15 protein-coding genes and 1 tRNA gene are annotated in these 13210 nt (G+C 42.6%); 1 reads left to right on the top strand and 15 read right to left on the bottom strand.

The features are described from left to right. Positions 1–687: FG-GAP repeat protein (locus IIB39_02400; protein MCH8927549.1), on the bottom strand; the 687-nt coding region annotated here is incomplete at its 3' end. A 559-nt stretch (positions 688–1246) separates the two neighbouring features. Between IIB39_02400 and IIB39_02395 the strand changes: the two genes are divergently transcribed. Further along, positions 1247–1744 carry an SgcJ/EcaC family oxidoreductase gene (locus IIB39_02395; protein MCH8927548.1) on the top strand — a complete coding sequence of 166 codons (498 nt, stop codon included), beginning with the start codon at positions 1247–1249 and terminating at the stop codon, positions 1742–1744. A gap of 250 nt (positions 1745–1994) precedes the next feature. Here IIB39_02395 and IIB39_02390 read toward each other — a convergent pair whose 3' ends face one another. The 14 genes from IIB39_02390 to gatB all read right to left on the bottom strand — a co-directional run bounded on the left by IIB39_02390 (position 1995) and on the right by gatB (position 13209). Continuing rightward, positions 1995–2507, bottom strand: coding sequence for a YIP1 family protein (locus IIB39_02390; protein ID MCH8927547.1), 513 nt, complete (start codon positions 2505–2507; stop codon positions 1995–1997). A 200-nt stretch (positions 2508–2707) separates the two neighbouring features. After that, positions 2708–3529, bottom strand: a complete 822-nt coding sequence (locus IIB39_02385; GenBank protein MCH8927546.1) for a hypothetical protein — start codon at positions 3527–3529, stop codon at positions 2708–2710. A 253-nt stretch (positions 3530–3782) separates the two neighbouring features. Next, positions 3783–3874 (bottom strand) — tRNA-Sec (locus IIB39_02380). Between the two features lie 5 nt (positions 3875–3879). Further along, positions 3880–4692, bottom strand: coding sequence for an SPOR domain-containing protein (locus IIB39_02375; GenBank protein ID MCH8927545.1), 813 nt, complete (start codon positions 4690–4692; stop codon positions 3880–3882). Then, positions 4670–5818 carry a tetratricopeptide repeat protein gene (locus IIB39_02370; protein ID MCH8927544.1) on the bottom strand — a complete coding sequence of 383 codons (1149 nt, stop codon included), beginning with the start codon at positions 5816–5818 and terminating at the stop codon, positions 4670–4672. The genes IIB39_02375 and IIB39_02370 overlap by 23 nt, the downstream gene beginning before the upstream one ends. Beyond that, positions 5818–6186 (bottom strand): LapA family protein, encoded by a 369-nt coding sequence (locus IIB39_02365; GenBank protein MCH8927543.1) that lies wholly within the window; start codon positions 6184–6186, stop codon positions 5818–5820. The genes IIB39_02370 and IIB39_02365 overlap by 1 nt, the downstream gene beginning before the upstream one ends. Before the next feature lie 19 nt (positions 6187–6205). Then, positions 6206–7477: a tRNA (N6-isopentenyl adenosine(37)-C2)-methylthiotransferase MiaB gene (miaB, locus tag IIB39_02360; protein ID MCH8927542.1), complete on the bottom strand. Its 1272-nt coding sequence runs from the start codon at positions 7475–7477 to the stop codon at positions 6206–6208. A gap of 177 nt (positions 7478–7654) precedes the next feature. Further along, positions 7655–8596: a M23 family metallopeptidase gene (locus tag IIB39_02355; GenBank protein ID MCH8927541.1), complete on the bottom strand. Its 942-nt coding sequence runs from the start codon at positions 8594–8596 to the stop codon at positions 7655–7657. 174 nt (positions 8597–8770) lie between these two features. Beyond that, complete coding sequence (locus IIB39_02350; protein ID MCH8927540.1) at positions 8771–9604, bottom strand: sigma-70 family RNA polymerase sigma factor; 834 nt, start codon at positions 9602–9604, stop codon at positions 8771–8773. A 180-nt stretch (positions 9605–9784) separates the two neighbouring features. Next, positions 9785–10117 carry a hypothetical protein gene (locus tag IIB39_02345; GenBank protein MCH8927539.1) on the bottom strand — a complete coding sequence of 111 codons (333 nt, stop codon included), beginning with the start codon at positions 10115–10117 and terminating at the stop codon, positions 9785–9787. Between the two features lie 62 nt (positions 10118–10179). Continuing rightward, entirely contained in the window at positions 10180–10347 is a 168-nt protein-coding gene (locus IIB39_02340; protein ID MCH8927538.1) for a hypothetical protein, read from the bottom strand. A 21-nt stretch (positions 10348–10368) separates the two neighbouring features. Beyond that, positions 10369–10587, bottom strand: a complete 219-nt coding sequence (locus IIB39_02335; protein ID MCH8927537.1) for a hypothetical protein — start codon at positions 10585–10587, stop codon at positions 10369–10371. 28 nt (positions 10588–10615) lie between these two features. Beyond that, on the bottom strand, positions 10616–11764 hold the full coding sequence (locus IIB39_02330; protein ID MCH8927536.1) for a threonine synthase: 1149 nt from the start codon (positions 11762–11764) through the stop codon (positions 10616–10618). Further along, positions 11761–13209: an Asp-tRNA(Asn)/Glu-tRNA(Gln) amidotransferase subunit GatB gene (gene gatB / locus IIB39_02325; GenBank protein ID MCH8927535.1), complete on the bottom strand. Its 1449-nt coding sequence runs from the start codon at positions 13207–13209 to the stop codon at positions 11761–11763. The genes IIB39_02330 and gatB overlap by 4 nt, the downstream gene beginning before the upstream one ends. Between the last annotated feature and the right edge of the window lies 1 nt (position 13210).

Raw genomic sequence — 13210 nt, 5'->3', positions numbered from 1 at the left:
ATCAGCCAACCAAGCTCCCACGACGACGTAGCCGCCGGAGATGGAGACTGAAGCCCCAAAATGATCTTCTGCCGCTCCATCGGAAGGAAGCAGTTTCGCTTCCTGCGCCCAGCTCGTGCCGGTGCGTTTGAAGACATAAGCCGAACCTGATTCAGGTCCATTATCATCATTGCTCGAAGCTCCCACGACGGCGTAGTCGCCGGATATGGAGACTAAAAATCCAAAATGATCATCTGCCGCTCCATCGGAAGGAAGCAGTTTCGCTTCCTGCGCCCAGCTCGTGCCGGCGCGTTTGAACACGTAAGCCGAACCTGACTTACTTCCCTTATCATCATCACTCCAAGCTCCCACGACGGCTACGCTGTCGCCGGAGATGGAGACTGAACCTCCAAACTGATCATCTGGTGCACCATCGGAAGCCGTTATTTTAGCTTCTTCTACCCAACTTGTGCCTGATCGCTTAAACACGTAAGCCGAACCTGAAGAAAGACCATTATCATCATCAAAAGGAGCTCCCAAGACGGCATAATCGCCGGAGATGGAGACTGAACCTCCAAAATTGTCACGTTCTGCCCCATCGGCAGCCGTTATTTTGAATTCACTGATTTGCGCGTAAGCCGGCTGGGAAATAGACAGCGAAGCCGCCGCACAAATCGTTAAGGTTAGTAGTAGTGTCTTTTTAAGCATTTTATACTCCCATTGTTAGATTTTGTGCCCGCCTGACCTATGTCGGGCAGGCGAGTCAGGATTTATCCTGACCGCGTTAAGTGCTGGTTAGGGTCTTGCCCTGACAGCACGACACGTTCTTCCGGCGTCAGGACCTCGAAGAGATTCCTTTGGAACAAGTCCTGACTGCCACATATGGGTTAGTAGTAGTGTCTTATAAAACATAGTGTCCTCCTATAAATGAGGTTTCAGCGGGGAACTTCTTGCAGAGCCAGAGGACTTCTCTGAATTGCAGCCGAATTAATAAGTGACAGACTGTTTTCTTCATACAGTCCTCCGAGGTTAGCCTATTTCATCACACCGGCTATTCATGTTTATGAATGTAGACTACAACTTAGGTATTATTTAAAATATAACAATAATTCATCAGATAGCAAGTAATTCTATTAGAGAAAGGACGACATTCATCGACTGCCAGCCCTAATATCCAGGCCACTGGGAGTTAGCATTTCGCTTGCATTCCCATGGACAATGAGTTATTCTTGGATACGTATTTAATCAAACTAACGGGAGTGAAACTATGATACATAACCACCCATTTCTTTCTTTACTCGTTCTGACGCTTGCCATGCCAATTCTGGTAAGTTGTACCACGGCACCACCCCCAGATACTACCGCTGAGGACCGTCAAGCTATCAAAGCTATCAATAAGCAGGGCACCAATGCTTTCAACCAGGGTGATGCAGCATCTATGGCCGCACTTTACACAGAAGAGGCAAAACGTCTTCCACCAAACAGCCAAATGATTGTCGGGAGGGAGAGTATACAAGCTTATTTTCAAGTTATCTTCGACGCTGGTGTAGGTGATTTACAACTCACAATGATAGATCTTCATGTGAATGGAGATATGGCACACGAGGTCGGCAAGTATTCGCTCACCATACAACCCGAAGAGGGTGAGGCTATCAATGATAGTGGCAAATTCGTGTGGATATGGAAACGTGGAAACGGTACCTGGAAGCTTGACGTGGACATCTGGAACAGTAGCTTGCCGCTTCCGATGCCCGAAGAAGAATAACTGCAGAGAAGATTACAGGCTGTTTTCAGCCTAATCAGCTCAAAGGCAAAAACTCTAAACGCCTAATTTCTAATGGCTTAGGTGCTCGCTTGGAATTGCCCCCGGACAATGTTCTGGCTCGCTAAGATTGGAGAGTGCCCTAGAATAAAGAAACAGGTGAGAACGCTAACTGAGTATCACTCTCTTTTCTACGTGCTATCCGATGTTTAGGGGGCCACAGGAAAATCCATTAGACTGGCTCTCCTGTACCTCAAAGAATTGAAAACATTAACAAAAGGATTAACGATTGAATGAACCAGCCGATCAGGCAGACCCCAACAGCGCGGAGTGTGCTCTGGTAGTCAAGAGCTTGCCTTACCGCGATAACCATTGCCACCAACATCCAAATTGCGGCGAATAGAAAAACAACCCCTGTCAACCCCGGGATAATAGCAAATACTCGGATCAACCCAGGGGAACTAGAAAAGCCGATTGTTCGCAACAACTCACCGTGGTCTGCTTTGGTCTGTGGCTCGGGAAGGACTCTTGTGCCAATAAAGTAAGTTAGATAGGCCCAGACATACCATCCGATGAGGGCTACAACAGTCCCCGTCAAGATCCCGCCAAACCCTCCTCTTTCAATGCTTCCCAATCCCGCTGCGATACTGGAAAGAACAACAACCCCCATGGCTTGGCGCATTGCACCCTTATCCGCCTCGACTTCTTCATACAGGTTGACATCCAGCATTGCAGCACGAATAATACGGTTCTTGAAATTTGTCATTGCACCTTCTTGAACTAATTAACTAATCTAACCAGCTGTAACTCTATGATCCGTTTTCTAAGTTAGTAACTTGATATTTGGAAGATACTCTAAGTCACTGCCATCAGTCAATAGGAATATCATGGTCGATACTTAGTTGGGAAACATCGCCCTAGGAGACTGTATCTGCAACTGCCAGCCCTTTTAATACTTCTCGCGCTTCAGTTTTTCCACCCCACAAGTTGATCAATTAAGGGTCGTTTTCTGATCGTCTGCTTATCGGACATTTTAATAAGGTTGAACCTCTTCAAAAACCGGCTGAAGGTCCTAAGTGAATATGCATTCTGATACGCCCTCTTTCCAGTTTGATATTCTGTTTCCTTGAAATCATTTAATGCTTTGGGAAAAGCATTAAGAAATTTATCTGAATAAAAATCGGTGGACCTAGATTTGCTTCCATACATTTGAACGAGGAAAATCGAAAATCCAAACCCAGCTTGTATTATCCATGATTCCGGGTAACCGTCCTGGTAAGCCCAATTGTACTTTTGCGTATACAGGACGAACAGGTCACAGAACAAGCTAACCGAAATGGGATCCGTAAGCGTTTTCTCTCCTTTTTGTGTAAGTGACAACCGGCTATATCGCTTTTTTGTCAGTCCAAGGTTTCTCGTGAGGAGCTTGATGATGAATATGTACGGCGAATCTGCTTCCCTGTTAATCGGATGCCCTTTCAATGCTATCAAGTCCTCATCCTTTATACCGGAGTCATACAGATCCACACAGAACTTTTTCGGTAGGTTCCCTTTTTGTGTGAGTTTCAGTGGTTGACGTTCTTCGAGCATTCGTGTGAACATCATGATATCAGAGAATATCTTTATTTGATCAAGTTGACTGGCGTTTAAATCTTTATTTAATCTCTGTGGAGATTGTGCTTCATCAAAAGGGGTATATATCAAGCCGTGCATTTCATGAGGTGAAAATCTTTCAAATCCACCAGGTGGAGGAAAGTTTTGTTTTAAAAATGAGTTTATTTCAGACATGGGTAAAAAAGATACTTATGTACGACTATTTAGTCTACACTAATATATGACTACTTAAAAAAGAGCCGACCATAGGCCGTCGGGTGTCAGATCAATTTTAAACTGAAAAATCGTTGCCATATAATTGCCAAAACACAGACTAATGAGAACAAATAGAGACCAAATGGTAAACAATAGGTGAAAACGGGAATCGCTATAATTGACTACCTAAAATCTCGTGAAATGCCCTATAGGTAATGCTTATAGGGCCTAGCGGGAATGTCTGAGAATCGAACTCAGCGGACGAATTTCTTCGTCCCAGCGGGTTTGAAGTCCGCGGCGCCCACCAGGGTCACAACCACTCCCAAATATTATTTGATTTTACTCTTGTCGACTATGCCGTAGTTCACACCGAATTTCGCTTTTAATGTACGCGCGGCATCTAACGCTTCATCGTAACTGAAATATTTACCGACCCATACAAGATGCAGAGTATTCCCGGCGACTTTCTTATTTCCGAGTTTCACATCGTATCCTCTTCCGCGGAATACTTCTCTCTGTTTTTTGGCATTATCTTTTGAACCAAAAGCCCCGATTTGGATAGTGAACAGAGTTTTCTTTCTGTCTTTTTTCGATTTTTTCTCAGTTGTGCTACTAACTACCGGCGGAAATTCCACATCAACAGCTAAATCTCCCCATCTCTTTTCAAATATCTTTAGATACATCCGCGCCGTATCGCTTTTCCCTGTCACGAGCATTGACTGCATAAGAAGATTTATTGCTCTCCTGACATGTTCCGAATCGGGGTATTGACGCGGAATCAGCAACAGTGTCCGCTCCGCGCTGACATAAAGCCCGCGCGCGTATTGATATTCGCCTATCTGCATTAGCGCATCATCGGCATAATCGCTTTTAGGATGTTTCTCGAGCAGCATTTCAAAATATTCCAAAGACTTATCACCGTTTTTCTCTAATAAGCCCTGATAATAAAGAGTAGAAGCATCATCAGGATTTGCCTTCAGTATGGAAGGAAGTAATTTTCGAGCCTCATCAAAGTCACCGTCTCGCACAAGCTCGGCGATATTCGATTGGCTGAAAACATTGGGAACCGCTATGAATGTGAAAACCAACAAAAGGAGGATGTTCGTCCTCCACTTTATATTAATCAAGAAAAGTTTTCTCATTCAGGCAATCCGGACAAATCCAGAGTGGTTTATCGCTGTGGAATCCGCATATGCGGCAGTCGAATTTTCTCGGTCGTCTCGTTAAACTTATTAAAGATTTCAAATTCTCTTTTACTTCCTTGCTGACTTCGTTTCCTAACAGCATCTGAATAAGGTATGCTCTTGTCCTGAGGGACGTTTTATCTGATTCAACCGCTTTCCGCAGGATGTTTATTCCTTCTTTAGTGTCGCCTCTTCGCTCGTATAGGTCCGATAGAGCCGCCATCGCGCTCACGTTCCCGCTGTCCAGGTCTAATATTTCTTCGTAAATCTTTTGACTTTCTTCGAAATTTCCGAGATCATACAGCACTTCTTCAAGTTTATCAAAAACTAAATAGGCGTGTTTCGGGTCTGTTTGAACGAACTTACGCCACGCTTCCACCGCTTCTTTTTCGCGTTTCTCTTTCAGATAAGATACTCCTATAAAATAGTGAGCAGCCGCGCATTCGCTACTTGTTTTCAGAGCCTTCTTAAATCTGATTCTCGCTTCGCGTTCCTCTCCTTTTTCCCTCTGTTCTAACCCCTGCTGCACCTGATAGAGCGCCAATGTTTCCGTGTCTTTCTGCTTCTTTTGTTTTTGAAGCCTTTTCGCCGCATCTACAGCGCCATCCCAATCCCCCTTTCTTTTATAAATCTCGAGAAGTTCTTTTCTCGCCCACTGACTATTCTTATCCAGTTCCAATATATTTTCAACCTGAATAATTGCGTTATCCCAATCTTTCATCATTCGATAATCAAGCAACAGACTTTTCCACATACTCAATTTCTGATAATTCGAAAGCTCTTTTCTTATAGTCAACGATTGATGAACACGCAGCGCTTGGGGATACTTACCGTATTCCCGGTATATATCTCCCAATTTAAGGTATGCGTCGAGATTATCCGTATCCACTTTGACGACTTCGCGAAGATTATTCATAGCTTTTATCTTATCGCCGTCAATCAGAGCGCTCAGAGCCTCTGTATAGGGCGAAAAATAGCTTTTCTTCAGACTTTTTCGTCTCCCTACCCATATCCAAAGGAATAGCAGTATGACACCTACTATTACGGGAATCAGAATCTGAAAAATGTAGCTTGATTCAGGCACTATTCGGCTTTGTCATCGTCGGGAGAATCCTCGGAATCCTCATCTTCCTCTTCGTATGTAATTCCATCCTCTAAATCTCCTTCTATCCCGACGTTTCTAAGGTCATTCAGTTCTGAACGAAGTTTTTTAAGCTCTTTGCTGATTTTTCTGACTTCGCTCTTCGCATGGAGATATTGGAATACCGGAATCAGAAAACCCATCATAATACCGAATGCGAATGTCCCGAATAAGACGTTAACAAGGTAAATATTATAATAAGAATATTGGAATATCTCCAATTCTTCTATGACCTGGTCAGCATTCTGCGTCATAAACCACATAATCAACAGAACTATAATAACTATAAAAAAAAGTGCTATTAAACGCATTCCACCTCCATCTAATCTCTCAGGCTACAGGTTCTCCAAATAGAGTAATCCCCGCGGCGTCTGTTATTAAAGCATCAAGGAAATCACCGGGCTTTTTACCGTTTTTCGGTAATACAACCAACCGGTTTGAGTCTGTTCTACCGATATAATGAACCTTTGATTTCTTACTTTCTTTTTCAATTAACACTTCAAGAGTCTTCCCGACTAATTCTTTATTTCGCCGAAGTGTATTAGTTTTTTGTACCTCGATAAGCCGGGTAAGCCGCCGACCTTTCAGTTCTTCAGGAACATCGTCCCCTATTTTTTTATAGGCGGCAGTAAACGGTCTTTCAGAATATTTGAATGTGAAAGCGCTGTCGAAACCGATTCGTTCCACCACATCAAGCGTATCAAGAAAGTCCCGGTCAGTCTCTCCGCAAAACCCGACAATTATATCCGTCGTTATAGAAATTCCGGGTATCCGCGCTCTGAACTTTTCAGCAAGTTCAATAAATTCCTCTCTTGTATAATTTCGATTCATCCTCTCAAGCACGGAATTTGATCCTGATTGAAGCGGGAGATGGATGTGGTTACAAATATTTTCATGTTCAGCCATTACTTCAATCAATTCATCGGTAGCGTCTTGCGGATGTGGAGAAGTAAATCGTATCCTTTTAACGCCTTCAACTGCTGAAACCCGCCTTAAAAGTTCAGGGAAATTTACGATTCCATCGTTATAAGAATTGACGTTTTGACCTAAAAGTGTCACTTCTTCAAAACCTTCTGCTGAAGCTGCTCTGACTTCGTTCACCACAGATTCTGCTGATTTGCTCCGCTCCCTCCCCCGCGTAAACGGTACGATACAAAATGTGCACATCTTGTCACACCCGCGCATAATCGCTATCATAGTGTTTATTCCCTCGCTGCGAAGGGGATAGATATAATCGTACGTTTCATACTTAGAGAGCTCTGTATGCACTTCTTTTATTTCCCAAGGCTTTTCTGATTCCAACAAAGCAGGCAGTTTACCATATGAATCAGGACCGAGTACAAAATTCACAAACGGTTTCTCTTCGAGAATGCTGTCTTTAAGGTTCTGCGCCATGCAACCTATTATGGCGATGACCAACGAATGATTTCTATTCTTCAATCCTTTGAAGTAATCAAGTCTGTTCATTACCCGGGTTTCGGCGCCTTCCCTAACCGAGCAGGTATTTATAAAGATAATATCCGCTGAATCCGGTGACTGAGCAGGCGTGTAATCGCTGTCATCGAGTATGCGGGCTACCAATTCCGAATCGTACACATTCATCTGGCATCCATAAGTCTCTATATAATATTGTTGCTTCAAAGCGTCATTTCAATGTGTTTTAATTATATAAGTTATATACGTATATTCCGATTCGCAAGCAAAATGCCATCTTCCGTCAAACCGCAAAAAAAAACCGCTCAAAAGCGGTTTATCAGAGAAGAAATGTTATTGAAAATATTAAAGACGGCTCAAATCTCTTTCTGAAAGATAAAAATATTTTTGTGCGGGATCTTTTCTCACGCCATTTTTTATCACCTCATAGTGAAGATGCGGCGCCTGGGATCTTCCTGTGGATCCGACTTCGCCTATTTTCTGACCTCTATAAACTTTTTGATGCTTGCGTACGAGAATTTTTGAAAGATGAGCATATCTTGTTTGATAGCCATAACCATGGTCTACCTTTATGGTCATTCCATACGAGGGGCTGTCAGTTCTCGAATCTGATACGACTCCGTCTGCTGTGGCGAAAACCGGCTCGCCCATATTTGTCACGATATCAATTCCGGCATGATCGCGCGCCTTGCCTGTGAACGGGTCAGTTCTTTCACCGAATCCGCTGGTAATGTAACCCCTGAGAAGCGGACGTATAGTAGGAACATGTTGCAACATATCTTTTCGGGCTTTAAATGAATTGTAAACCTCGTCGAGACTTTCCAATTCGAGATTCAGCGCACGCTCAATAGCGTCCAGATCAAAGTTTAATTCCGCAATAGTAGCGTCCGATGCGGGTAGGAGATAACTCAAGCTTGAAATTTCATGATTTAAGACACCACCAACACCCACTTCCCGAATATCTTCATCTATCAGCGGTAAATCGGCATAGGTTCTAATCGCCTGATCTTTCCTTTCAACCGTCACCAACTGGTCTATAAGCAATGATATTCTCATGTTGATATCATTTATTTTTGTCACTAATTGTTTATTCTGATTGCGAAGAGTGGAAAGTCTTTTCCCATAAAAAACTTCCGTGAGATAATCCGCTGTAAAATAGACCATCATAATAATTGAAAAAATGACCAATGCCCCCGCAAGAAGCAGCCTGATTTTAGACGTATTTATCTCGCGAATTTCTGCATTTTCGTCACTAATTACTACTACCTGATAATGATTATCTCTCATCAAGCTCCTATTTCACACCTGTGTTACTAATTTAACGGGTTGTCCTATTTAATGAAGTGATGTCCATCACTTCAAACTAACATCAAGTCCGCACAAAATAGAGTCAAGAGAAATATATAGTCAAGAATATTCTATAAAAAATAAAATAAAATTTTTAGCCTATAGTCTGATATTTTAGCCAAGATAGGTTCGTAAATTTTTACTTCTGGAGGCGTGTCTCAATTTTCGAATTGATTTTTCCTTTATTTGACGTACTCTTTCACGGGTAAGATTAAATTTTTCACCTATCTCTTCAAGCGTCATAGACCGTTCACTAACCAGACCAAAATACAATCTAATCACTTCCGCTTCTCTTGCGGACAAAGAACCCAATACGCTTTCGACTTCCATTTTCAGCGATTCTACCATTAAAGGTGAATCAGGCGCTACATAATCTCCCGTGTCAGGAAGTACATCCAACAGCGAGTTATCGTCTCCTCCTGCAAATGGAGCGTCAACGGATAAGTGTCGTGAAGACATTTGAATTGTGTCCGAAACATCTTCGCTTGACATCTCTAAAACGTCAGCTACTTCATCAAGGCTTGGTTCGCGCTCATATTTTTGTTCCAGTTCCGAAAGAGTTTTATTCACTTTATTCATAACGCCTACCCTGTTCAATGGTAGTCTCACCACTCTCGATTGTTCAGCCAAAGCCTGTAAAATCGATTGTCTGATCCACCATACAGCGTAAGAAATGAATTTAAACCCCCTCGTCTCATCAAACCGTTTCGCGGCTTTTATTAGCCCGAGATTCCCTTCGTTTATCAGGTCCCCAAGAGAAAGTCCCTGATTTTGATAACGTTTTGCAATGCTGACGACAAATCGCAAATTTGCGCGTGTCATTTGATCAAGGGCATCTTCACTGCCCTTACGTACTTGCTTAGCAAGATTTATTTCTTCGGTGGGGGTTAAGAGTGCCTCAGTGCTGATTTCGTCAAAATACCTGTCTAAAGTATAGCTCTCTTCCAAATTTGCCTCTCAACACATTATTCAATTTAAACCGGCTTTATTTTAATACGCAACCGAGCAATGTAAGTTCCAAGTTTATTCGGCTTTAGACCTTTGAATTAACAAAAACCCTTCTTTCTAAAGAAGGGTTTAAATGTTTAGGAATGATTTATAAGTAGAATATGATTTGCTGAAACAGTTTTAATCTTTTTTTATCGACTCAAGGTCTATATCATCTTCCGATCCAAGATCTTTCACCGATTGTATCTTTTCTTCCCTCGTTTCCTCAAAAGACGCTAATCTTTGTATGATTCTCTTTACTTCGTCATTGCTCTTTATTCTACCTTGATCAAATTTATATATCAGCTCATAAACTTTTCCGCCGAGCTCTACAAAATTTTTCTCGATTTCCCTGTTTAGACTTAATATATCAATTTTCAGTCTGCCGACTTTAGTCAATTCTTCGGCTTTTTCCGCCGCTAAACTGCCCCATTCTTTTAAGTTTTTCTTAACCTCATCGAAAAGATTCCCCATGAGATATATCCTCCGTAATATTGTCTAATAGAATTTAAAAATTAAGAGGCGAAAAGCAATACTCAGTTTGCCTTCCGAAGAATAAATGTACCAATTCCGAAAATTGCGGCTCCTATCAACAGGGCTATCAGCTCATTTATTTCCGACTTTTCCACTATCCCGTGATATAATCCGAATAATACTTGTAAAAGTCCGATAAGCTGGAGCGTTTTACCAATTTTAAATTTCATTGAAAATTTAACTCCTGCTAATCAATTTTCTTTGTCGCCTTCTTCAGGTTTATTCCTCATCCAATCAAGCACTGACCCAAACCGTTCGGGCGCAAGCAGGGCAAGCCCAAGAAGAATTACAAGCAGTCCGGGAAGAATGGGAATAAGTAATCCAAATGCTCCTAATATCACCAATATAATTCCGAGCGAAATCCGGTTCTTGTGAAATTTCAGAATGTCTTCCCATAATGGTCTTTTCATCAGCCACCGCCTTTATAATTCATCAGGTTCAACTCTCATATTTCTCGCCATTTCCTGTAATAAACACCAAAACTTTTTCATCACCGCTAAAATAACCGTTATTCTTGAGTTTCTTCACTGCAATGAGAGCAGCGCCTCCCTCAGGAGCGGGATTCAGTTCCGTATGTTCCTTAATATAACCCACACCCTCATTAATTTGCTCTTCACTCACACTCACCGCAATTCCATCACTTTCTCTAATCGCCTTGAGAATAAGAAAATCACCCACCGCAGAGGGTACGCGTAATCCATACGCTTTTGTTTCTGCATTCACCCACCGATCAGCATATTCCTTTCCTTCTTCAAACGCTTTCACGATTGGCGCGCAGCCTTCGCTTTGTACAGAAACCATCTTCGGTCTAAAGCTATCTATCCATCCCAGCTGTTCCAATTCTTCGAACGCTTTCCACATCCCTATTAATCCTGTTCCCCCGCCTGTGGGATATACAATGACGTCAGGAAGGCTCCAATCCATCTGCTCCGCCAATTCATAACCCATCGTCTTTTTACCTTCAATCCGATAAGGCTCTTTCAAAGTGGATAAATCAAACCAGCTTTCGTCCAATTCCTCTTTCATCGCCTTGCCTGCATCAGCTATCGTTCCCTTTATCATCGTTAGTTGTGCACCGAAATTTTGAGTGGCTTCCGCAAAACTCGAGGGAGTATCCTCAGGAATAAAAACTCTGCATTCCATCCCCGCTTCTTTTGCGTAAGCCGCGGCGGATACTCCGGCGTTTCCCGCAGAAGGGAGTGAAACTTTTGATATACCCAATTCTTTTGCCCGTGTGATAGCCACCGTCATTCCACGATCTTTGAAACTGCCTGTAGGGTTCACTCCCTCATCCTTCAGGTAAAGTTCGCCCATCCCTAAAGCGGTTCCAAGTTCGTCTGCGCGAAATAGAGGTGTAAAACCCTCGCCTAAGGAGACAATATTTGCGCTCTCTTCCAACGGCAGAAAATTCCTGTAACGCCACAAACTATCATCTTCAGAAATAATATCTTCAATATTCCCATTAGGCGCATCCGTCTGCAACGGTACCAGCAGCGGTCCGCCGCAGCTGCATAAATTCAGCGGTTTGTCTATCGGATATTCTCTGCTGCATTTTGAGCAGACAAGATTTTTAAATCGAGGGTTCAACTTTCGATTTCAAGTAGCCTGTCAAGCGCCTCGTTTACCATCTGCGGATTGGCTTTCCCTTTTGACGATTTCATTACCTGCCCCACAAACCAACCTTTCAATTTGGTTTCGCCGTTTTTGTAACGTTCAGATTCGTCCGGGTTGGAATCGATGATACCCTGCACGATTTTATCAATTTCAGAATCATCGCTGACCTGCTCGACTCCGAGTCTTTCTATAAGCGAATCTACTTCCGAACTGTCTGATACCATTTCATCAAAAACTATGCGAGCCGCGCTTATTGAAACAGCCCCTGTCGAGACTTTATCCATCAATTGAACCAATCTCTTGGGAGTAATTGAAAATTCTTCTATTTCGATTTCCTGTTCGTTTAACACTCGATTAACGTGTCCCATCACCCATGAAGCCGCATTTTTCGGATCATTACTTAACTCCGCTAACTCTTCGTAGTAATCCGCCGTTCTTCGGGACGCTGTGAGCGCGCCCGCATGAGTAGCGCTCAAACCGAAATCATTCATAAACCTTTTGTTCCGTTCTTCCGGCAATTCGGGTAATTCATTCCTGATATTTCCTATATAATTTTCTTCAATTGTGAACGGAACAAGATCAGGTTCGGGAAAGTAACGATAATCATCCGATTGCTCCTTAGATCGCATTGGAACAATTTCGCCGGTTTTTTCATTCCATAAATTTGTGGATTGGATTACTTCACCACCTGATTCAACAAGAGCGATTTGTCTTTTTATCTCGGCGTTTAGAGCTTTTTCCACACCCCTAAAAGAGTTCATATTCTTAAGCTCTGTCTTCGTCCCGAACTCCTTTGAGCCTTTTTTCATAATGGATACGTTTGCGTCGCACCTTAAGCTGCCTTCTTCCATATTACAATCGCTTACGTCAAGATAACGTAATATCTGTTTCAACTTTACCAGATATTTATACGCATCTTCCGGGCTTCTGATGTCGGGTTCGGATACTATCTCTATAAGCGGAACACCGCACCTGTTCAAATCCACCTTTGTATCGGATTTGCTCTTATCGTGCAGTGATTTTCCCGCATCTTCTTCTAAATGTATTCGCGTAATACCGATTGTTTTCGCGCCGTCATCAGTTTCAACGCTTATCTTTCCACCTTCGCAAATCGGCTCTTCAAATTGGGATATCTGGTAACCTTTCGGCAGGTCAGGATAGAAATAATTTTTTCTGGCAAAACGAGAATTTGAGGCAATATTACAATTCATTGCCAAGCCGACTTTAATCGCATAGTTTAAGCACTCTTGATTAAATACCGGTAAGACTCCCGGCATTCCAAGACACACGGGACATACCTGACTGTTGGGAGGAGCTCCAAATTTTGTTTTACAACCGCAAAATATTTTTGTCTCTGTGGAAAGCTGGGCGTGTACTTCAAGCCCAATAACCGTTTCCCAATTGCCGTTATCGGTCATT

The sequence above is a fragment of the Candidatus Neomarinimicrobiota bacterium genome, assembly GCA_022573815.1.
Classification (GTDB): Bacteria; Fidelibacterota; SORT01; order SORT01; family SORT01; genus JACZTG01.
Note: the sequence above shows the minus strand (reverse complement) of the source record. Positions and strands in the feature narration are given on the sequence as shown.